The 23,636-nt window shown below is 63.5% G+C and carries 11 protein-coding genes; 5 read left to right on the forward strand and 6 right to left on the reverse strand.

Going from position 1 to position 23,636, the window contains the following annotated elements; translation table 11 throughout:
• Positions 1-8: 8 nt before the first annotated feature.
• Entirely contained in the window at positions 9-1,037 is a 1,029-nt protein-coding gene (locus tag KVG85_RS08890) for an alpha/beta hydrolase (RefSeq protein ID WP_217863612.1), read from the reverse strand.
• Positions 1,038-1,172: 135 nt separating this feature from the next.
• Here KVG85_RS08890 and KVG85_RS08895 point away from each other — a divergent pair, with 135 nt between their 5' ends.
• Positions 1,173-2,081, forward strand: coding sequence for a LysR family transcriptional regulator (locus tag KVG85_RS08895; RefSeq protein ID WP_217863613.1), 909 nt, complete (start codon positions 1,173-1,175; stop codon positions 2,079-2,081).
• 604 nt (positions 2,082-2,685) lie between these two features.
• On the opposite strand, the gene KVG85_RS08900 is transcribed toward KVG85_RS08895, so the two are convergent.
• The 3 genes from KVG85_RS08900 to KVG85_RS08910 are packed head-to-tail and all read right to left on the reverse strand — an operon-like array spanning position 2,686 to position 3,732.
• The gene (locus tag KVG85_RS08900) at positions 2,686-2,931 is read right to left on the reverse strand and encodes a hypothetical protein (RefSeq protein WP_225926658.1); all 246 of its coding nucleotides are present in this window, start codon (positions 2,929-2,931) and stop codon (positions 2,686-2,688) included.
• A complete protein-coding gene (locus KVG85_RS08905; protein WP_217863614.1) occupies positions 2,928-3,458 on the reverse strand; it encodes a hypothetical protein in 531 nt (176 codons plus the stop codon). The genes KVG85_RS08900 and KVG85_RS08905 overlap by 4 nt, the downstream gene beginning before the upstream one ends.
• 49 nt (positions 3,459-3,507) lie before the next feature.
• Positions 3,508-3,732, reverse strand: a complete 225-nt coding sequence (locus KVG85_RS08910; RefSeq protein ID WP_016774410.1) for a DUF2188 domain-containing protein — start codon at positions 3,730-3,732, stop codon at positions 3,508-3,510.
• Positions 3,733-4,304: 572 nt separating this feature from the next.
• Between KVG85_RS08910 and KVG85_RS08915 the strand changes: the two genes are divergently transcribed.
• From KVG85_RS08915 to KVG85_RS08930, 4 genes are read left to right on the forward strand one after another with little or no spacing between them, the layout of a single operon-like run.
• Positions 4,305-16,031 (forward strand): BapA/Bap/LapF family large adhesin, encoded by an 11,727-nt coding sequence (locus KVG85_RS08915; RefSeq protein WP_217863615.1) that lies wholly within the window; start codon positions 4,305-4,307, stop codon positions 16,029-16,031.
• A gap of 43 nt (positions 16,032-16,074) precedes the next feature.
• Positions 16,075-17,511: a TolC family outer membrane protein gene (locus KVG85_RS08920; protein ID WP_217863616.1), complete on the forward strand. Its 1,437-nt coding sequence runs from the start codon at positions 16,075-16,077 to the stop codon at positions 17,509-17,511.
• The gene (locus KVG85_RS08925; protein ID WP_110645708.1) at positions 17,508-19,670 is read left to right on the forward strand and encodes a type I secretion system permease/ATPase; all 2,163 of its coding nucleotides are present in this window, start codon (positions 17,508-17,510) and stop codon (positions 19,668-19,670) included. The genes KVG85_RS08920 and KVG85_RS08925 overlap by 4 nt, the downstream gene beginning before the upstream one ends.
• A gap of 5 nt (positions 19,671-19,675) precedes the next feature.
• Positions 19,676-20,863, forward strand: coding sequence for an HlyD family type I secretion periplasmic adaptor subunit (locus KVG85_RS08930; RefSeq protein WP_437182197.1), 1,188 nt, complete (start codon positions 19,676-19,678; stop codon positions 20,861-20,863).
• Here KVG85_RS08930 and KVG85_RS08935 read toward each other — a convergent pair whose 3' ends face one another.
• Both KVG85_RS08935 and KVG85_RS08940 read right to left on the reverse strand, forming a co-directional pair.
• Entirely contained in the window at positions 20,864-21,460 is a 597-nt protein-coding gene (locus KVG85_RS08935; protein WP_024012659.1) for a trypsin-like peptidase domain-containing protein, read from the reverse strand.
• A gap of 238 nt (positions 21,461-21,698) precedes the next feature.
• Complete coding sequence (locus KVG85_RS08940; RefSeq protein ID WP_217863617.1) at positions 21,699-23,588, reverse strand: sigma-54-dependent Fis family transcriptional regulator; 1,890 nt, start codon at positions 23,586-23,588, stop codon at positions 21,699-21,701.
• Between the last annotated feature and the right edge of the window lie 48 nt (positions 23,589-23,636).

Genomic DNA, 23,636 nt, shown 5'->3' on the forward strand with positions numbered 1-23,636 from the left:
GTTGAAAGTTACTTCAGGTTGCTCTTGAAGAACTGCGTCAGCTTGGCAAAAGGAATCAGCTCGACCCGGTCGTACAGATCGACATGACCGGCATTCGGCACGATCACCAGTTCTTTCGGCTGCCCCGCCAACCGGAACGCCTCTTCGCTGAACTCACGGGAGTGCGCGTCTGCACCGGCAATAAACAACATCGGGCGCGGCGAGATGCTCTCGATATCGACGAACGGATAGAAGTTCATGAACTTGGTGTTGCTGCTCAGCGTCGGCCGCGTGGTCTGTTGCGGCGTCGAGCTGGCCGGGGTGAATTCGCCGCGCGGGGTGCGGTAGAAATCGAAGAATTCACGCTGGATCGGATGGGTGTCGGCTTTCAGTTCCAGCACCGTGCCGCCGGTGTATTCGACCTTGCCACCGGTGAACTCGGCGTAACGCTGCTCGGCCGCTTGCGCAATGATCTGCTTGCGCTGCTCAAGGCTTTGCGAATGCTTTAGGCCGTCACGGTTGGCGGCGCCCATGTCATACATGCTGACCGTGGCGATGGCTTTCATGCGCGGGTCGATTTTCGCCGCGCTGATCACGAAGCTGCCGCTACCGCAGATGCCCAACACGCCGATGCGCTCGCGGTCGATGAATGGCCGTGTGCCGAGGTAATCGACGGCCGCGCTGAAGTCTTCGGCATACATGTCCGGCAACACCGCGTTGCGCGGCGCGCCCTCGCTTTCGCCCCAGAACGACAGATCCAGCGATAGGGTGACAAAGCCCTGCTCCGCCAGTTTCTGCGCATACAGATTGGCGCTCTGCTCCTTTACCGCGCCCATCGGATGGCCAACGATAATCGCCGCGCTACGCGCTGCCGGGTCGAGTCCTTTAGGCACAAACAGGTTGCCCGCCACGGTGAGTTGATATTGGTTTTTGAAACTGACCTTCTGCACGGTCACCTTGTCGCTCTTGAAGAAATTGTCGGCACCGTGGGACATGTCAGCTCCGAATGCAGTAAATGAACTCAGGAGAAACCCGAGCAGTATGAACAGTCGTTTCATGGGGGGCGTCCTTGATCGAGAAACCAGGCGAGGCCGGGATGGAGGTATTGTTGCGCAGGCTCGAGGCTTTGATTAGCTAATGAGTGCTTACTGCGGTTATAAACACTGCTAATCAATAAACCTGAGCATTGCGCCATGGCCAAACCCAACTTCAATGACCTGCTCGCCTTCGTCACGGTTGCCCGCAGCGGCAGCTTCACCCGCGCGGCGGTGCAACTGGGCGTGACGCAATCGGCGGTGAGCCAGGTAGTCTCGGCGCTGGAAGCGCGTCTGAAAATTCGCCTGCTGACCCGCACCACACGTAGCGTGTCACTGACGGCGGCCGGCGAACGTTTGCTGCACACCGTGGGTCATCGTTTCGATGAAATCGAAGCCGAGCTGGACGCGCTGACCGAGTTGCGCGACAAGCCTGCCGGTACGGTGCGCATCACCTGCGGCGACAACATCATCAAGACCACCCTGCTGCCCAAGCTGACGCCGTTGCTGCTGCAGTACCCGGACATCAAGCTCGAGTTCGATATCAACTACGGTTTCCGCGACATCGTTGCCGACCGCTTCGATGCCGGCGTGCGTTTCAGCGATACCGTCGCCCAGGACATGATCGCCGTACCGATCGGCCCGCCGCTGCGCATGGCCGTCGTCGCCTCGCCCGACTACTTTGCCCGGCACCCCGCCCCGCAACATCCGCGCGAGCTGGCGGCGCACCGCTGCATCGACATTCGATTTCCGACCTACGACGGTGTCGATGCCTGGGAATTCGAGCGTCAGGGCAAAAAGCTGAAAGTGCGGGTCGACGGCCAACTGGTGTTCAATTCCACCGTGCACATCGCCGACGCGGCCGTGAACGGGCTGGGGATTGCCTACCTGCCTGAAGACGAGTTCGGTGCGCATCTGGCCGAAGGGCGTTTGGTCAGAGTACTGGAAGACTGGTGCGAACCGTTCGGTGGCTTCCACCTCTACTACCCCAGCCGCCGTCAACCGTCGCCGGCGTTTTCACTGGTGGTGGACGCGTTGCGCGTGGTGAGAGATCCAGCCCCGTTGTAGGAGCGAGGCAGCTCGCGATAGCGTCGGCACATCCAACAGAGTAAGTGCCAGACCCACCGCTTTCGCGAGCAGGCTCGCTCCCACAGGGATTTGCGTCAGCCCCCGGAAATCAATCGATTCCCAAGTCCAATGTGGGAGCGAGCCTGCTCGCGAAGGCGTCAGGTCAGTGAATTGATGGCAAGGCTGACCCAGCGCTTTCGCGAGCAGGCTCGCTCCCACAGGTTTTTGCGTCAGACCCCGGAAATCAATCGATTCACAAGTCCAATGTGGGAGCGAGCCTGCTCGCGAAGGCGTCAGGTCAGTGAGTTGATGGCCAGGCTGACCCAGCGCTTTCGCGAGCAGGCTCACTCCCACAGAGATTTGCGTCAGACCCCGCAAATCAATCGTTTCACAAGTGCACTGTGAGCGAGCTTGCTCGCGAAGGCGTCAGGTCAGCGAATTGATGGCCAGGCTGTCCCAGCGCTTTCGCGAGCAGGCTCGCTCCCACAGGGTTTTGCGTCAGATCCCGAAATCAATCGATTCACAAATCCATTGTGGGAGCGAGCCTGCTCGCGAAGGCGCCAGACCAGCCACATCATCTCTGTATCCCAGCCCCGCGGCACCCTCACAACTTCGGCACGTCCCCGGTCGCCTCGGCAATCGTCGCCAAGGTTTCCTCCATGCTGGCGATGTCTTCTTGCAGCTTTTGAAACACCAGATCCAGCGACTCGGGAGCGTCCACGGTCTGATGGCCACGCAGCGACTCGACGCTGGCGCTCTCCACGTGCTGGAGAATGTCGACACTTTCTCGCAGTGCCAACAGCTGATCGAAGATCGCCGCAATCTGCGCCTGGCTGCGGGTGCTCATCATTTCCACCCAAGCCTGGCAATGATCTCGCGCCGGTACGGCGTGTCAATCTGCGCCGGCACCTGTTCGATATAGTCGCGCGCTTGTTCGTGCGCTGCGCCGCTCAACCCGGCCAGATAAGAAACTGCGTCGTCGACATTCGGCACCAGGCCTTCAATGTTCTTGAATCTGGCGGGCAGCGCCGTCCAGATCACCGCATCGAGTTGCCGAGGAATTGCCCATTCGGCGAGCATGCCCATCGGCGAGGTACCGACGGTGAAACTGCCGATGCCATCCTCCCTGCCCTCCGGCACGCCTTCTCGAATACGCAGGAGTTCGCGGGCCTGATCGAGATCGGTCACGTCGAGGACCGACCACAGCACTTTGCACGGCGGCGCGTTCGCGCTTATGGCTGTAGTCAACTCGCCAGTGTCACTGACGCGAACGAAGTCGATCGGTACCTGCGGCCCGTCGGCAAACCACTCGCTGGCCAGCGGCAAGCCGTCCGGTTTCCAGATCAGTGAGCCCCATCCCAGACATGCAATGACCATAAATCAGACCCTTCTGAAGAAACGATGAACACAGAAAAGAACAGCCTGCTCAGCCTTTGGTTTTTCGCGGGTCGGCTGCGCGCGGAAAGGTGCGTTCTTCCTGGATCGTCCCGTCCTCTTTATGGATTTTCAGCGAGGCGGTTTTGTCCTGCAGATAGTCGCTGGCGATTTGGGTGATCTCGGCTTTGGTCGCAGCCGTTTTCGACGCACGCTGCGCGCCCTCTTTGACCAGTTCCCAGCGCTGCTGGTTTTTGTTGATGTGGTAGTTATCCATTCCTTCACCTTTGACGTGAATATGTGACCGGTAATGGATTGACCTTGGCCGGTTCAGAGAGTTTGAAAGAAATAGCGATGCGCTCTGTGCCACGTAATCACCAGCGGCATTCCGTTCTCTATCACTTCGACGATCGATAGCTAGCGCATGAAGTGCTGTGGAGGTGAAAAATCCGCTGAAACGAAAAAGCGCAAATACTTATACAAAGCTTGTCGCCCTTCCTGCGCTTATTGATTAATACCTTCGCCAATGGACGACTGCGCAATGCATTAACGGCTTTTAAAAATTTCAATACTGATTAGCCATCATCGTCACGGTTGCGGTTCTGCTTTTTCTTCGGCCTCTATTGCCAATGTTGAAAAAGACACATTTTGTTTCATCCAATCAATCGATGGATCCAACGCTCCGACAAACGGTAGCCTTGTAGAAGTCCTTTAATTTCAAATGGATGATCATTGGCACAGTGCCATTTCGGTTACTCGCCAAAAATCAGGCAGCCTTATTTCAAACTCCCTATCTATGGTTTTAAAACCATCCGTGGACGTCCGCCCAGCCATATACAGGGAGTAGTAATGGACAACATCGTCATCGCCGACAAAGCCAATTCTCAGCTCACCGCCCAGAACTGGGGCAATGTTCAGCTCAGTCAGCCTTCAGTTGTACAAATGCCGGTTAGGCCCGATCAATTGGCGTCGACCAGTCGCAGCGGTCAGGACTTGATCGTCAATCTGAAGTCTGGCGAGCAAATCAAAATCTCCAATTTCTTTGTCACCAGCCCTGACGGCGTGCCCAATGACATTGTCTTTCAGGGTGACGACGCGACGCTGTGGCAGGCGCGCTACAGCGCCGAGCCGTTCAATGGCTTTACCTTTGACGAAATCAATTCGCTGGACGAGCTGATCGCTGGCGTCGGTGTGGTGGATGGCGCAACGCCGGCCTGGGCGATTGCCGGGCTTGGCCTGTTGGGCGCGGGTGGTGCGGCGGCCGCTGCGGGCGGAAGTGGCGGCGGCGGCGGAGGTGGTGGCGGTGGCGGTGGCGACGCGACGCCTCCTGCGCCCGCGACCGGATTAACCTTGTCGGCCGATGGCCGGGTGCTGAGTGGTTTTGGCGAAGCTGGCAGTGTCGTTCAGGTACGCGATGCAGCCGGCAACATTTTGGGTTCCGGAACCGTTGGCGCCGATGGCAGTTTCCAGGTCGACCTGGGTACGCCACAGAACAATGGCCAGCCGCTCGACGTCACGCTCACCGACCCTGCGGGCAACGTTTCGACGCCGGGTACGGTCACTGCGCCGGATACCACCGCGCCCACCGCGCCAGGCAATCTCAGCGTGAGCGCCGATGGCACGCAACTCGGCGGCACCGGTGAAGTCGGCTCGACCATCCAGGTGCGCGCCGCCGATGGCAGCCTGCTCGGCAGCGCCGTGGTTGCAGCCGATGGCACCTTCAGCGTCGCCCTCAGCCCCGCGCAAACCGGCGGTCAGCCGCTGACAGTGAATGCCACCGATGCCGCAGGCAACACCTCGACCGGCGCAACGATCAGCGCGCCGGAGATCGTCGAACCGACGACGCCAGGCAATCTTGGTTTGAGCAGCGACGGCAGCCAACTGACCGGCACCGCCCGGGCTGGCACCACGATCGAAGTCCGTGCCGCCAACGGCGAATTGCTCGGGCGCGCGGCGGTGGCCGCTGACGGTACTTTCCTGCTGACGCTGATTCGTGCGCAGGCCAACGGTGAAACCTTCAGTGTCGTGGCGGTCAACAGCGCCGGTGCACAATCGCCGGCCGTTACCTTCAATGCGCCGGACATCACCGGCCCCGGTACTGCGACGGATCTGGCGGTGAGCAGCGATGGCCTCTCGGTGACCGGCCGTGGCGAACCCGGTAGCACAGTCAGCGTCACCAATGCGCAAGGCACGCTGCTCGGCACGGCTTTGGTCGCCGCCGATGGCTCGTTCACCGTGCAACTCAACGCCGCGCAAGTCGATGGTGAGGCGCTGAGCGTGCTGGTCACCGACGCCGCCGGCAACCCTTCGCCAGCAGCGACCGTTATCGCCATTGATCTCGATGGCCTGACCCAGCCGAGCGACGTTGCCCTGAGCGTGGATGGCCTGCAGATGAAAGGGCGCGGCCAGGCCGGATCAACGATCACGGTACGCGACGCCAACGGCAACATACTCGGCTCGGCAGTGGTCGCTGCGGATGGCACGTTCACGGTGCAATTGAGCAGCCCGCAGAACAATGGTGAGACGTTGCAGATCAGTGCCAGCGACGCCGCTGGCAACACCTCCGCCCCATTGACCTATGTAACGCCTGACACCCAAGGGCCGACGCCGCTGACGGGCGTTACGCTCGACGCCCAAGGGCAGACGCTGACCGGCAAAGGCGAAGTCGGCGCTTCGATTACCGTGCGCGATCCGGCCGGCAATATCATCGGCACCGGCACCGTGGGTGGCGACGGCAATTTCACGGTAAACCTCTCGACCCCACAGACCGATGCGCAACAGCTGCAAGTGATCCAGACCGACGCGGACGGCAATCCTTCGGCGCCGGTCAACGTGATCGCACCCGATCTGACCACGCCGGTTGCCGTGACCGATGTAAGCATTTCCGCCAATGGCGCCGTGGTCTCCGGCGCGGGTCAGATCGGCGCCACCGTTACTGTCACTGACACCAACGGGACCGTGCTGGGAACAGCTTTGGTCGGCAGCAACGGCCGGTTCGAAGTCACCCTGTCCTCGCCACAAACCAATGGCCAGAACCTCAGCGTTGTGCAGAGCGATGGCTCGCCTTCAGGCTCGCCGGCAGTTCCAGTTGAAGCGCCGGATATCCAGGCTCCAACGGCTCCTTCGGATCTGACGCTGAATGCAGGTGGCACTGAACTGAGTGGCACCGGCGAGCCCGGTGCCACGGTGTCGGTCAAGGATTCGGCCGGCAATGTGTTGGGCACCGCGATCGTCGACGGCAGCGGCGCCTTTACAGTGCCGCTGAACAGCCCGCAGATCGAAGGCCAGCAACTGCAAGTCAGCCAATCGGATGGCGTAAATGTTTCGCCCAGCACACCACTGACGGCGACGGACAGCACCGCGCCGCTGGCGCCTGACAATGTCGTGCTCGCCAGTAACGGCGTGACCTTGACCGGCACCGGGCAAGCGGGCAGCACCGTAACCGTCATCGCGCCCGACGGTACGGTGCTTGGCACTACGGTGGTCGCCAGCGACGGCAATTTCAGCGTCAACCTGAGTCCGGCTCAGCTCGACGGTCAGGTGCTGAACGTGATCCAGACCGACGCGAGCGCCCTGCCCTCGCCGGCCACGCCGGTCACCGCACCGGACATCACCGCGCCGCCTGCACCGACCGGGCTGGCCGTCGATCCTTCAGGTGCCACGGTCACCGGTACCACGCAGCCCAATAACACGGTGCAAGTGCTGGATGCCGACGGCAACGTCATCGGCACTGCGACCGCTGACGGCACGGGCGCCTTCACGGTCAACCTCGACACGGCACAGACCAATGGCGAAGCCTTGCAAGTCGTGGTGTCGGATGGCGCCAACAGTTCGCTTCCCGGCAGCGTCACCGCGCCGGACAGCACCCCGCCGGCAGCGGTCAGCGATCTCGCGCTCAACCCGGCCGGCACGCAGGTCTCTGGCCTTGCCGAACCGGGCACCACGGTCACCGTCAGCATTGCCGGCGGTGGCGCTGTGCTGGGCACCGCGACGGCCGATGCGGATGGCCGCTTTGTCGTGACCCTCAGCCCACCGGCCGAGCCTGGCGGCAATCTGGAAGTCATCAGCACGGATAGCGGCGGCAATGATTCGCCCGTCGTGCCGCTGGCAGGTCTGGACGGTAGCCAGGTCGCGACCCCGACCGATCTGGCCTTGAGTGCCGATGGTTTCACCCTGACCGGCGCCGGTACGCCCGGTTGCACCGTGACGGTGACCAGCAGCAGCGGCGCTGTGCTCGGCTCCGGGCTGATCAACAGCTTCGGCCGCTTCACCCTGTTGCTCAATAGCAAACAGATCAACGCGCAAGTTCTCCAGGTGACGGCCACCAGTCCCGACGGTGACGTGTCGATTCCGGGCACGGTGACGGCGATCGATGGCACGGCGCCGGACGCTGTGACCGATCTGGCGCTGAATGCCAACGGCACGACACTCACTGGACGCGGAGAGGCCGGGGCGACGGTCACTGTCACCGACGCCACAGGTACGGTGCTCGGTACTGCACTGGTCGCCAGCAATGGCACGTTCAGCCTGACGCTGACGCCGGCACAACTTAATGGTCAGGCGCTTACCGCGATCCAGAGCGACGCCGCCGGCAACCTGTCGCAACCCGCCGGCATCATTGCCACCGATCTGCAACCGCCAGCCGCAGCGACTGGCGTTACGATCAATGACGTCGGCACCGTGGTCAAAGGCCAAGGCGAAGCCGGCAGCACCGTGACCGTGCGCGATGCCGCCGGTAACGTGTTGGCGACCGGCGTAGTCGATCAGAGCGGCAACTTCCAGGTCTCCCTGCCCAACGCGCAGAACACCGGCGAAACCCTGCAGGTCACTCTGACCGACGCAAATGGCAACGCCTCGACTTCCACTGGCGTGATCACCGTTGACGGCACCCCGCCGGCCGCTGTGCAGAATCCGCTGATCAGCGCCGATGGCAGCACCCTCAGCGGCACGGGTGAGGCTGGCGCAACAGTCAATGTCACCACCGCCAACGGCGCCCTGCTGGGCAGCGCCGTGGTTGGCGCGGATGGTTCGTTCACTGTGACCCTGGCGCCAGCGCCGAGCAATGGCGAGGCATTGGCGATCAGCCAGACCGACCCTGCCGGCAATGTCTCGCCGTCGACCAGTGTCAACGCACCCGATATCAGCCCACCAGCTGCACTGACCCAAGTCGCGGTGAATGCTGACGGCGTCACCGTCACTGGTCATGGCGAACCGGGCGCAACGGTGTCCGTGCGCAGCGCCGACGGCACCTTGCTCGGCACCGCGCAGGTCGGCAGTGGCGGCGCGTTCACTGTCACGCTGAACGCAGCACAACTGAATGCCGAAGTGCTGACCGTCACTCAGGAAGACCCGCCGGGCAACGTTTCGACGGCGGTTGAAGTCATCGCCGCGGATTTGACCGCGCCGGCGATTCCGAGCGCATTGACCCTCAATGCTGCCGGCGTGCAACTGGCCGGTAACGCCGAGGCCGGCAGCACGGTGACCGTGCGCGACAGCCAGGGCAATCTTCTCGGGACCACCACGGCGGCCGCAAACGGCACTTTCCAGATTACCCTCAACAGTCCGCAAACCAATGGCCAGTCGCTGAACGTGACGGCCACCGATGCGGCAGGCAATCCGTCGGCCCCGGCAATCGTCAATGCGGTCGATAGCACGGCGCCGTTGGTAGCGAGCGATCTGGCGGTGAGCGCCAATGGTGCCACCCTGACCGGCATCGGTGAGGTCGGCGCCAGCGTGGAAGTTCGTGATGCCGGCGGTGTTTTGCTGGGTACTGCGACCGTTGCCAGCAATGGCAATTTCAGCGTCACGTTGTCCCCGGCGGCGGTGGCTGGATCGAATCTTTCCGTGGTGCAGATCGATGCAGCCGGCAACACCGGACCGGCGGCGCCGGTGACTGCACCGGGCAATCTGGCGGAAAGTGCACCGACCAACCTGGCCCTCAGCGCCGACGGTCTGACCCTCACCGGCTCGGCCACCGCCGGCAGCACCGTGAGCATTCGCAATGCCTCGGGCGTGTTGCTCGGCAGCGCGCTGGTGGCGGCCAATGGCACTTTCAGCGTCACCCTCAACGCCGCGCAACTCAACGGCGAACAGCTGTCTGCCGTGGCGACGTCGAGCACCGGTATCAACTCGTCGCCGACCGATTACACCGCTGCCGATATCGCCGCGCCAACGCCGCTCAGCGAACTGAGTCTGGCACCGAACGGCACGGCCCTGACCGGGCGCGGTGAAGCCGGCGCCACAGTGACCGTGCTCGGCACCGGCGGAGTGGTTCTCGGCAGCGCGGTGGTGGCGGCCAACGGCACATTCAGCGTCACCCTCAGCCCGGCACAAACCTCTGGCCAGACTTTGAGCCTGAGCCAGGCCGACACCGCCGGCAACGAATCCAACAGCGTCAACCTGATCGCCCCGGACCTGCTCGCGCCCAATCCGCCGGCGGCGCTGGTGGCAAGCACTGACGGCACCTTGCTGTCGGGTACCGGTGAGGCCGGCACCACGGTCAACGTGTACAACGCCGCCGGAGCGCTGGTCGGGACCGGCACCGTGAGCATCGACGGCACGTTTGCGATCACCCTGGCCACGCCGCAAGCCAATGGCCAGGCGCTGACCGTGTCGCTGACGGATGCGGCGGGCAACACCTCGGCAGCCACGCCGTTCACTTCGGTCGACAGCACACCGCCAGCGGCCGTTTCGCAACTGAGCATCGGCGGCGACGGCGCAAGCCTGACCGGGCGCGGCGAACCGGGCGCGCAGGTGCGCGTCATCGACAGCGACGGCAACGTGCTTGGCACCGCCGTGGTCAGCGCGACCGGTACCTTCACCCTGCCACTGAACCCGGCGTTGACCAACGCCGAAGTGATCACCGTGGTCCAGGCCGACGCAGCGGGCAACGACTCGCCGGCAGTGAACCTGACCACGCCGGACTTCACCCCGCCTGATCCACTGGACAACGTCGATATCAACTCGTCCGGCGCGCTGGTCATCGGTACTGGCGAACCCGGCGCGACCGTGACCGTGCGCGATGCCAACGGCACTTTGCTCGGCACCAGCGTGGTGCTCGGCGACGGCACCTTCAGCGTCACCCTCAATCCGCCGCAGATCAATGAACAGATCCTCAGCGTGCAGCAGGCCGATCCACCCGGCAACGTCAGCGCCCCGGTGACGGTCACCGCACCGGATCTGACCCCGCCAGCGACGCCGGCCGATCTGCAGCTGAATGCCGATGGCGACACCCTCACCGGGACCGGCGAAGTCGGCGCCATTGTCCGCGTGACATCCGCAGACGGTACCGAACTGGGCACCGGCACCGTGGGCAGCGATGGCCGTTTCCAGATCACCGTGACTCCGGTGCAAACCAATGGCCAAGCGCTGTTCGTGGTGTTGGCGGATGCGGCCGGCAATGCCTCGCCTGCCGGCACCCTGACGGCGCCTGACAGCACACCTCCTGCAGCACTGACCGATGTCGAGATCGACGCCAGCGGCAGCCTCATCACCGGCTCCGGTGCGACGGGCTCGCAGGTAGTCGTCACCAACGCGGTGGGCACCATCGTTGGCACCGGCACCGTGGCGGCCGATGGCAGTTTCAGCGTGACGCTCGACCAGCCGCTGCTCAACGGTGAAGCCTTGTCGGTGATCCAGCGTGATGCGGCTGGCAACCCTTCGCCGATCGTGTCCGTCACTGCGCCGGACATCACCCTGCCCGCTGCGCCCACCGGCCTCGTTCTTACGTCCGACGGCGTGACACTGACCGGTACCGGGGAAGCCGGCGCCACGGTGCGCGTGCTCAGCGCGACTGGCACGGTACTGGGCTCGGCAACCGTGACCGGCAATGGCTCGTTCAGCGTGACTCTCAACCCGCCGCAGGTGAATGGCGAGCTGTTGAGCGTCAATCAGACTGATCCGGCTTCAAACGTTTCACCCACAGCACCTCTGCAAGCAGGCGACAGCACTGATCCACTGGAAGTGGCCGACCTCAACGTCAGCCAGGACGGCTTGACCGTCACCGGTACCGGCGAGCCCGGCGCAACCGTCACCGTGCTTGACGGCGCGGTGGTGCTCGGCACAGCGACGGTGGCGGCAGATGGCAGCTTCAGCGTCACGTTGTCGGCTGCGCAACTCGATGGCCGCGCACTGTCGGTCGTGCAGGCCGACGCACAAAACAACCAGTCCGAGCCCGTTCTGGTCGACGCGCCGGACAGCACTGCACCGATCGCACCAACGGTGACATCGCTGACCGGCGCCGGCACCTTGCTCACCGGGACCGCCGAAGCCGGCAGCACCGTGACTGTGCTGTCCGCCACCGGCACCGTGCTCGGCACAGCGGTGGCATTGGGCGACGGCACCTACACAGTCACGCTGAATCCGGCTCAGGCCAATGGTCAGTTGTTGTCGGTGATCGCGACGGACGAGGCGCAAAACGCATCGCCAGTGCTGCTCTACCCGGCGGCAGATACCACGGCTCCGGATGCCGTCACCGGTCTGACCATCAGCGGCGATCTGAGCCAGCTCGCCGGTCGTGGCGAAGCCGGCGCGAGTGTCGAGGTGACCGATGCGCTGGGCAATGTTGTCGGCACCGGCACGGTCGCGGCCAACGGCACATTCCTGATCGATCTGGATCCGGGCATCACTGCCGGCCAGGTGCTGACAGTAAATCAAACAGACGTCGCGACTAACGTGTCCGCAGACGCCGACCTGACTGTTCCGGCAGTGCCAGCGCCGGCTGCGCCGGACAATCTTGTGCTGACAGCAGACGGCGTGACGCTGACCGGCACGGCGGCGATCGGCACCACCATCAATGTCTACGCGCCGGACAACAGCCTGATCGGCACCGGCGTCACCGGCGGGGATGGCACGTTCAGCGTGGTGCTGACGCCTGCGCAAACCAACGGCCAAAGCCTCGAAGTCACCGCCAACACTCCGCTGGGGGGTGCCTCGCTGCCGACTGAAATCACCGCAGGTGACACCTCGGCGCCGGCGCCGCTCAGCGATCTGGCGGTCAATGCCAGCGGCACATTGGTCACCGGTCGCGGCGAAGTCGGCGCGTCGGTGACCATCACCGGCACTGGCGGCGTGGTGTTGGGCAATGCGACGGTTGGCGCCAATGGCACCTTCAGCGCACAGCTCAATACGCCGCAGGTCAACGGTCAGGTGCTCAATGCGACACAGACCGATGCGTCCAACAACAGCTCATCCGGGCTTAACGTAACTGCGCCCGATATCACTCCCCCGGCCGCTCCGACGGCGTTGGTACTCAGCGGTGCCGGTCTGGTCCTCGGCGGGCTCGGTGAAGCCGGCGCCACCGTCACTGTTCGCGGTGCAGGTGGCACGGTGCTGGGCACTGCGACGGTGGCGGGCAATGGCTCGTTCTCGGTGACCTTGTCCTCCGCCCAACTCAACGGCCAGCAACTGAGCGTCACGCAGAGCGATGCGGCGGGCAACGTTTCGCCGGTTACCAACCTCAGCGTCGCCGATACCACCGCGCCGGCGCCGCTGAGCAATGTCAGCCTGAACGGCACCGGCCTGGCGGTCAGCGGCACGGGTGAAGCCGGCGCGACCGTCAGCGTGACCAACGCAGCCGGTACCGTCCTCGGCACCGCCGTGGTCAATGCCGGCGGCACCTTCACCGTACAACTGTCCAGCGCGCAACTGAACGGCCAACAACTCAACGTCCAACAAGCCGACCCGACGGGCAATCTGTCGCAGGTCTTCAACCTGACGGCCCCTGACGTACAGGCGCCGATCGCGGCCAGCGGTCTGACGCTCGCTGCCAACGGTCTGACGTTGAGCGGTACGGGTGAAGCCGGTGCGACGGTCAACGTCTACGGCCCGGGCGGCGCGCTGATTGGCACTACTACCGTGGGCAGTGGCGGCACGTTCAGCTTCAACCTGAACACCGCGCAACTCGACGGGCAGCTGTTGACCGTGCGTCTGGTCGACCCGGCCGGCAATCTGTCGCCCAATGCCAGCCTGACAGCGCCGGACATTACCGCACCCGGCGCGCCGACTGGCGTCAGCGTCAATGGCAGCGGCACCGTGCTCACGGGCGTCGGCGTGCCCGGTTCGACCATCAGCGTGCTCGGCGTCGGTGGTGTGGTGCTCGGCACCGCCACCGTCGCTGCAAACGGCAGCTTCTCCGTGGCACTGGCCTCGGCGCAGATCAACAGCCAGGTACTCAGCGTCACCCAGGCGGATCCGAGCGGCAACGTATCGGCTGCGGCGACCGCGACGGCGCCAGACCTGACGCCTCCAGCGGCGGCCACGGCGCTGCTGGTCGGTGCCGATGGCATGACTGTCACCGGTACCGGCGAAGCCGGCGCAACCGTGACCATCAAGTCGGCCAGCGGCGCCGTTCTCGGCACCGCCACGGTCAACAACCTCGGCGTGTTTACCGTCACCCTGAACAGCGCGCAGATCAACGGTGAGAACCTCACCATCAACCTCAGCGACGCACGCGGCAACGTTTCGGTGGCAGCCAACGTCATTGCGCCGGACGTCGACGTCAACGCGCCAGTGATCGCCAGCGATAACCTCGCCGTCGGCACCGTCACCCTGGCCCCGGTCACCGCCTCGCAGACCTTCAACGACTCGTTCACCACGCTGCTGGCCGGATTCTCGAAAACCTTCACCTTCACCGTGGCCGGCGGCACGCGTCTTGATCCAACCCTGACGCTGACCACCAGCAGTCTGATTTCGCTGATCGATGGCGTCGTCTATACCCTGCAAGTCAAGGATGCCAGCGGCAACTGGGTGACTCTGGATGTCAACGGCAGCGGCGGCCTGCTTGACCTGATCGCGCTCGCCGGCCAGGGCGTACGGGTCGACATCGGTAACCTGCTGTCAGGCGATTATCGACTGACGGTTTCGAGCACCGGCATCGGCGTGCTGACCACGGTCAATACCCAGCTGCAACTGGATGTCAGCAGCCTGACCCAGTTCAACGGCATTGCCGGGCCAGCGGTGACTGGCAACGTCATCACCAACGTTGGCGTCGATGGCACGGCCGATCAGACCGGCCCGGACAACGGCGCGCAGTTGCAGATCTTCAAGAACGGCGCCTGGGTCAGCGCCGGCGCCGGCACCACGGTGCAAGGGTTGTACGGCACGCTGACCATCGACGCCAACGGCAACTACAGCTACAAACCGAACGGCAGTGTCGGCAGCGTCGGCAAGGTCGACGTGTTCAACTACCAACTGGTGCACCCGAACGGCTTGAGCGACACCGCCAATCTGTACGTGCGCATCGACAGCCCGCAAGCCAGCGAAGTGTGGAATGACGCCAACCTTGGCAGCCCGGCACTGGTGGTGGATGCCACAGCGGACATCGCCTCGACTGACGTCACCCTGATCAACCGTGAAGTCACCACCAACTCTGCCCTTGGCACGTTCAATGTGCTGCTGGGCGGCGGCAGCGGTAACTACAACACGGTGGTCGCGGCCGATACCGTCAGTGACCTGACCGTGGTGGTCAATTCGAGCAACCTGTTGGCGCTGCTCGGTTCGATGACGGTGGGCCTGTACAAACTCAATACGGCGACCAACCAGTACGTGCTGGTGAAAAGCTACGGCGGCAATGCCTTGCTCAATCTCGGCGGCGGCAACTACGGGATCAAGTTCGACGACCAGACCGCCGGCAGTTATCAGGTACGGGTGGCAGTGGGCGGCCTCGGCCTGCTGACCAGCGTCAACACCAGCCTGATCAACGTCGCGACCTACAACAATCAGTTCGTGGTCGGCAGCTACACGCCCGTGTCAGGCAATCTGCTCACCGACACCGCTGGCGGCGGCGCCGATGTGTTGGGCTCGGTCTACACCTTGCTCAGCGTGTTGGTCGCCGGCAGTTACGTGGCGCCGGGTCACAACGGCGTCTCGCTGGTCGGCAACTACGGCACCCTGCTGGTCCAGGCCAACGGCAGCTACACCTACACGCTCAAGGCCGGGCTGACCGATGCGGTGATCGGCCAGGAAGACACCTTCACCTACCAACTCACCCACCCCAACGGCACCGTGGATACCGCGACGCTGACCATCGACCTGGACAAGGCCGGCGCTTTCGCCAGCACCGCGTTCTCGGCCCTGGCCAGCGATGACCTCGGTCTGGCCCATGTCGCTGGCAGCGAACTGATCCAGGGCTCCGAAGGCAACGACACCCTCGACGGCTCGCACGGTGGCGCCGTCACGCTGCAAGGTGGCGGCGGCGACGACACGCTGATCGTCGCCGACCAGCAGTTCGCTTCCGTCGATGGCGGCAGCGGTACCGACACCCTGCTCTGGGCCGGTGGCGACGTGTCGATCAACCTCGGCGATCTGCAGAGCAAGATCCACAACGTCGAAATCCTCGATCTCAACCATTCCAGTGCGGTCGCGCTGACACTGAATCTCAGCGATCTGCTGGCGATTACCTCTTCGGACAACAACACCCTGCTGATCAAGGGTGACGACAGGGACAGCGTGCACATGACCGATGGCTGGGTCGCCGATGGCACGCAACAGGCCGACGGCATCGACTATGTTCAATACACGGCGCAGGAGGATCCGAGCCACCACTTGTGGGTACAGAACGGCATTCAAGTGGTTTGAAACAAGACATCGAACGTTGGTCTCTCAACAGTAAGGGAAGTCTGTGGAGTCAGTTTTTCGCCAGAAATGGCCGGTGGTCCTGTTGACCATCGGCCTCTACCCCGCTTTCACCGCCGGCGTTCGCGCCGACGACAACCTCGACAGCAGCTTGCGCAGCATCAGCCCGTCGCAACTGCAACAACCGGCAGGCAATGAAAGCCGTCAGCGCCCTGCCCCTGCTTTAAAAGCGTCTGCCGATGCGGACGCTTTGGGACTGGAACAAGCGGTCAGGCTGGCCGTGGACTGGCACCCACGCATCGGCGAAGCCATCGGCACCCTGTTCCAGCAAGGCGAAGGGATCAACGTTGCCGAATCCGGCTATTACCCGCAGGTCACCGGCGGCATCAAGGGTGGCTACACCAGCGGTTACGGCAGCGATGCCGGCAGCCAGTCGGTGAACATTTCCCTCAAGCAGATGCTGTATGACTTCGGCAAGGTTTCCAGTTCGGTCGACGCCGCCCGCGCCCGGGTGGCGCGCAGTCAGGCCGGAATTCTGCTGGCGATCGACGACATTGCCCGCGACACCGCCAGGGCCTACATCGAGGTGCAGCGTTATCAGCGTCTGCTCGAGGTTGCGCGCGAGCAGATTCAGGGCATCGGCGGCATCGTTGACCTGGCCAAACAGCGCAGCGACATGGGCGCCAGCACCCGTTCCGATATGGTCCAGGCGCAGTCCCGGGCCGAAGGCGCGACGGCCACATTGCAGGAATTCAAGGCGCAATACGCACGCTGGCAAGCGACCCTGACCAGTCTGCTCGGACGGCGCACCCCGCCGGCAGTCAGCGACGCCGCCGCGCCGACGCTGACTCAGGCCTGCGACGCCTCGCAGATCTCCGACACCCTGCCCGCCGTTCTCCAAGCGGCTGCGCAACGCACCCAGGCCCAGGCCGAGTTGGCCCAGGCCAAAGCCGAGGCCTACCCGACCCTGTCGCTGCAACCGTCGGTCAACCAATACCTGGACGACCACTACGACGATCAGAACTCGCGCGCCGATCGCACTCAAGTGGGGATCTTCCTCAACCTCGAAGTGCCGATCTACCAGGGCGGTGCGATCAGTGCGCGCAGCCGCGCAGCCGGGCATGCGCTGACCGCAGCGGATTCGGCCGAAGACTTCGCCCGGCTGCAAGCGCGCCAGGGTCTGGCTGAAGCCCAGGCGCAAACCTCGGGCCTGAACCGGCGGCTGCGCTCGCTGGAATTTCGCCAGACCAGCATCACCGAGGCGCGCATGTTGTATGGCCGCCAGTACCTGGAACTGGGCACGCGGCCGCTGCTCGACCTGCTCAACGCCGAGCAGGAAATCCATCAGTCGCGCTTCGATCTGGTCAACACCCAGGCTGATCTGCAACGCCTGCAGATCGACTGCTTCTACAACAGCGGTGCGATTCGCCGGGTCTTCGGCATCGACCACAGCGCCATCCAGAATGTCGAGATCCTGCCATGACCGATGCCAGCATCACTGTTCCCGAACCCGCTGCTGCCGAAGCTCGCGAGGATTATTCACCGTGGCTGGAAGCGGTGCTGAAGGTCGCCCGTCACTATCGCCTCGACGTCTCGCCGGAAAGCGTGCGCCTGGCCTCGGTGCACAGCGAAGGCCGCGTCGAAGAAGTGGTTCGGCACATGGCGCGTCAGGCCGGTTTGAGCGTGAAATTCGCGGTATTCGATAACAAGAGCCTGAGTCGCTGGCGCACGCCGCTGGTGGTGCAACTGCGCGACGGTCAGGTCGGCGTGCTCGAAAGCATCGGCGAAACCGGCGAGCTGGGCATCTGCTTCAGTGGCGACCAGGGTTTGCAGAGTCGCATGGAGGCTGGCGCGCTCGCCGAGCAGGCATTGCGCACGGTGATTCTGCGTCCGACGCAACCGGTGGCCGACGTGCGCACCAACGATTACATCAAGCCCTACGACGAGCACTGGTTCCGGCGCATCGTCCTCACCGATCTGCGGCCCTACAGCCAAGTGATGATCGCCTCACTGGTGGCCAACCTGCTGGGCATGGCCGGGGTGCTGTTTTCCATGCAGGTGTACGACCGGGTGATTCCGGCCGAGTCGCTGCCGACCCTGTACGTGTTGTTCGGCGGGGTGATGCTGGCGCTGCTGTTCGATTTCGTCATGCGCATTCTACGTCTGCGCATCACTGATGTGCTGGGCAAACGCGCCGACTTGCGCGTCTCCGATCTGGTCTTCGGCCATGCCTTGCGTCTGCGTAATTCGGCGCGGCCGAAATCCACCGGTTCGTTCATTTCGCAGTTGCGCGAGCTGGAGCAGATCCGCGATCTGATCACCTCCAGCACTGCCACGGCACTGGCGGACATGCCGTTTTTCCTGCTGTTCCTGCTGGTGTTCTATTTGATCGGCGGGCCACTGGTGCTGATTCCACTGGTGGCGCTGGTGTTCATGTTGCTGCCCGGGATCATCGCGCAACCGCGTCTGGCGCGACTGGCCAATGCCTCGATGCGTGAAGCGGCGCTGCGCAACGCCATGCTGGTAGAAAGCATTCAGGGCCTCGACGACATCAAGGCATTGCAGGCCGAGCAGCGTTTCCAGCAACAGTGGAACCAGTACAACGCCGCCTCGGCGGACAGCAGCCTGCGCCTGCGCACCTTGACCAACAGCCTGGTGGCGTGGACGCAGAACGTGCAAGGCGGAGTGTTTGCGGTGGTAATTGTGTTCGGCGCGCCGATGGTGATTGCCGGTGACTTGACCACCGGCAGTCTGGTCGCGGCGTCGATTCTGTCGTCGCGGATGATGGGGCCGATGGCGCAACTGACCCACGTACTCACGCGATGGCAGCAGGCCAAGGTCGCGCTCGAAGGCTTGAACCGGATCATGCAGATGCCGGTGGATCATCCCGAAGGCAGTCAGCGCGTGCACCTGCCGGCGATTCGTGGCGACTACCGCATGCGTCAGGCCAGCTTCCGCTACAGCGAGGAATCGACCCCGGCGCTCAACAACATCGACCTGAGCATTCGGCCCGGCGAGCGCATCGCCCTGCTCGGCCGCAACGGCGCTGGCAAGTCGACGTTGCTGCAAGCACTGGGCGGCGCGATGGATCTGAGCAGCGGTGAAACCACCCTGGACGGCATCGCCCTCGCGCATCTGGATCCGGCCGACCTGCGCCGCGACGTCGGCCTGCTGTCGCAACAGGCGCGGCTGTTTCATGGCACCTTGCGCGACAACATCACCCTCGGCGCCGGTCAGGCCAGCGATCAGGAAATCATCGCCGCGCTGACTGTCACTGGCGCGCTGGATTTCGTTCGGCAGCTGCCCAAAGGCATGGATCATTTAGTGCTTGAAGGTGGCTTGGGCCTGTCGGGCGGTCAGCGTCAGAGCCTGTTGCTGTCGCGCTTGTTGATCCGTCAGCCACAAGTGCTGTTGCTCGACGAACCGACGGCCGCGCTCGATGACGTCACCGAGCGTTTGCTGCTGGAAAAACTCGCGACCTGGACCCAGGGCCGAACGCTGGTGGTCGCCACGCACCGGGTCAGTGTGTTGCAACTGGTCGAGCGGATCATCGTTCTCGACAACGGGCGTATCGTCATTGACGACCACCGCGACGCGGCATTGGCGCGGCTGCGCGCACCGGGCAAAGGAGTGGCGGTATGAAGCCGATGATGACCGATGTGCCGGACCCGATGTCCTACCTCGACGGCCGCGATGAGCGCGCTCTTGCCGGTGGCGCAAAGGTGATCTGGGGTTGCGCGCTGATGCTTGCCTGCTTCATTGCTTGGGCCGCGTGGTTCGAGATCGTCGAAGTCTCGACCGGCACCGGCAAAGTGGTGCCCAGCTCGCGCGAACAGGTGATTCAGTCGATGGAGGGCGGCATTCTTGAGCAGCTCAACGTCAGCGAAGGCGCTTTGGTCGAGCGCGGCCAGATCCTCGCGCAATTGGACCCGGTGAAGAACCAGTCCAACGTCGGCGAAAGCGCGGCCAAGTACCGCGCGGCGCTGGCCAGCGTCAACCGCTTGCAGGCCGAAGTCAGCGAAAAGCCGCTGACCTTCGACGCATCGCTGCAGGAATTCCCCGATCTGATCCGCGCCGAAACCGAGCTCTACCAGACCCGGCGCAAAGGTCTGGCGGAAACCCTCGACGGTATTCAGAGCTCGCTGAAACTGGTGCGCAGCGAACTCGCGATCACTGAAAATCTGGCGAAGATCGGCGCCTCGAGCCGGGTCGAAGTGCTGCGCCTGACCCGTCAGCGCTCGGAGCTGGAATTGAAGGCCACCGAAGCCCGCTCCGATTACATGGTCCGCGCCCGCGAAGACCTGGCCAAGGCCAACGCCGAAGCGCAGATACTCGAAGCGGTGATCCGTGGGCGCACCGATTCACTATCGCGCCTGACACTGCGCTCGCCGGTGCGCGGCATCGTCAAGGACATCGAGGTCAGCACGATTGGCGGCGTCATTGCGCCCAACGGCCAGGTCATGCAGATCGTGCCGCTCGATGAACAACTGCTGATCGAGACGCGCATCTCGCCGCGCGACATCGCCTTCATTCATCCGGGCCAGGCGGCGAAAGTGAAAATCACCGCCTATGACTATTCGATCTACGGCAGCCTCGACGGCGAAGTGGTGACGATCTCGCCGGACACGATTCAGGACGAAGCCAAGCCGGAAATCTTCTACTACCGCGTGTTCATCCGTACCGCGTCGGATGAACTGCGCAACAAGGCCGGCAAACGCTTCGCCATCGTGCCCGGGATGATCGCCACGGTGGACATCCGTACCGGCGAAAAAACCGTGCTGGATTACCTGATCAAACCGCTCAACCGCGCCCGCGAAGCGTTGCGCGAACGTTGATCAGCGGCTGGCCAGTTTGGTCGCTGGTGGCGTCGTCGGAGTGATGCTGGCCTGATAGCGCGACCACTCGCGATTGATCTCCGCGTACGGCAAAAAGATGCTCACGCGCGGTTGATCGAGCAAGTCTTTGCGCTTGAGGCGGCTGACGTCGTCACGGGTGAGGAACGCCACGTTGATGCCAACCACTTTGCCGTCGGCGGAAAACACCGGCCCGCCGGACATGCCTTTGGCCAGCGCGCCATTATGGGTGCCGTAAAGCACGTTGCCCTCTTTGACGTCGAGGCGAACCATGGCCGGCAACGCCTGGCCGGTGCCCTTGACCGACATGTACAGCGAATTGAAGCCCACCGAAGTCAGCTCCTCGCCCGGCTTGTAGCCGCGCCACGCCGGCACGCTATTGGCCTTGTGGCGGAAGAACTGCACGTCTGCCTGCCCTTGGAAAACCGTGCCCGACAAGTAAGGAATGTGCTTCACCGTCACGGCGAAGTCTTCGTTCCATTGCACAGCCGAACCCATCAGCACGTAAGGCAAAGGCGCGCCGGAGTGAACGACAAAGGCTTGGTCTAAAACAGGATCCTGAACAAAAGCGACTGGCATTCCATTGCACCCGCTGAGCAGCAACGACGCTGCAACAAGTGACTTGAGGGGGCGCATTTTCGGTACATCTTGAGGTGAGGAGAGGTGCTGCAATATGTCATTGCGCCATCACTTTTAGCAATAGGCTCAGCCTACCGCTTGTCGGCGTGCGATATAGTGAGTTAATGATTGGATCCAAGCAATTTCCCGGCAATGCACGCAATCAACAGCGAATTAACGCAAATGATCGCGATTGTCTTCAACCAGGTCGGGTGATCCCATGCTGACGAAGCTTGCGGTACAGCGTATTGCGGCTGATCCCCAGACGACGGGCAACTCGCGCGACATGCCAGTGTTCAGCTTCGATCATGCTGAGCAGAGTTTGCCGTTCGGATACGCCCAGTGGATCGTCAACAGGTTGGTCGTCACTTGCGGGCAGTAACTCGTGCACGTCCTCCAGCGTGACCCGGCCGTCCACCGCCAACGCCACCAGCGTACGCAAACAGGTGCGCAGTTGCCGGACGTTGCCCGGCCAGGGCTGAGCCAGCAAGCGCTCTCGAACTCCCGCTTGCAGCCGCACAGTGGCGCCCGCCGCTTCTTCGCGCAGCAGCAGGTCGAGCAGACGGCCCTTGTCGGAACGCTCGCGCAGCGGTGGCAGTTCCACGGCGAAACCGCCAACGCGATAGAACAGGTCCTCGCGCAGGCGTCCGTCGGCCACGCAGGCTTGCAGATTCTGGTGGCTGGCGCTGATCAGGCGTACATCGAGCGGTCGCGGCGTTGCGCTGCCCAACGGCACGACCTGACGCTCTTCGAGCACGCGCAGCAGACGGGTCTGTAGCGCGAGGGGCATGTCGCCAATTTCGTCGAGAAACAGAATGCCGCCATGGGCCTGCTCAAGCTTGCCGACCATGCCGTCCTTGCGCGCGCCGGTGAAGCTGCCGCCGCGATAGCCGAACAGCTCGCTTTCGATCAACGTCTCGGGGATCGCCGCGCAGTTGATCGCGACAAACGGCTGGCCGGCGCGGGAGCTGGCGCGATGCAGCGCTGCCGCAAAGGCCTCCTTGCCGGTGCCGGTTTCACCTTGCAGAAACACCGGCACGTCACGCTCCAGTACACGCAACGCGCGAGCGAATCCGCGTTGCAGGCGCGGGTCTTCCAGGCACACGCGCTCATCCTTGATTGGCGGGACAGGCGCAAGGGTCAACGGCGCGGAGCGGATCGGTTCGCGCAACTGGCCGTAGAACAGGCGTCCATCTATCAACCGCATCGGCCAGCAGACGTGCGCCTGGGCACTGGCCTGATTGAGCAACTGCTCCATCGGCGTTTCCAGCAGCATCGTCAACGACTGCCCGACCATCTGCTCGCGGCTCAGGCCCAACAGATCCAGCGCCGCCGCATTCACCGAACAGATCCGCGCACTCTCGTCGAAGCTGAGCAGGCCTTCACCCAGCAGCCCGACAAACCCGGCGTCGGGATGAAACCGCAGCAAATAGCGCTGCGGATCGTGGCCAAGGAAAAAACAGCTCTCGATCAACCTGGCCGACAGATTGGTCAGGGCCATGGCCTTGAAGCGTTGCTCAAGGCTGCTTTCCTCGCGCACGGAGGAAAGGTTGAGCACGGCAAGCAACTCACCGCTGGCGTCGAATATCGGACTGGCCGAACAGGTCAGGCCGACGTGCTGGCCACGGAAATGCTCGTCGCGGCGAATGGTCACGTGCTGGCGCTCGACCAGGCAGGTGCCGACGCCGTTGGTGCCCTCGTGCTCCTCGCTCCAGACCGAGCCGAGCCACAGCCCGGAGCGCTGGAACTCGCCGCGTTCGGCTTCGTTGAACACGCTGTCGATCGCCACGCCGCGCGCATCGGTGAGCAGCACGACATGGCCGTCACGTCCCAGTTGCTGGTGCAGGCTGTTCATCTGCCAGTGCGCAACGGAAATGATGTGTTCCAGCGGCGCACGGTGTTCGCGCAAACGCGCCTGTTCGAGCACATCCGGCGCGCGGCGGCTGGCCGGATCGAGCTGGTATTGATCCAGGCAGCGCCGCCACGAACGGGTGATCGCCAGGTCTGCCGCCGCGCTGTGGCTGGCAACAGAGCCCTGCACGGCTTGCAGTACCTGGCGCGCGTGGGCATTGATCGAGGCCGGTTTCATTGTTGTTGTTCTCCGCTTCGGTGAAGACACGGGTGTGTCCGCAGCTTA

This window comes from Pseudomonas triticicola, assembly GCF_019145375.1.
GTDB lineage: Bacteria > Pseudomonadota > Gammaproteobacteria > Pseudomonadales > Pseudomonadaceae > Aquipseudomonas > Aquipseudomonas triticicola.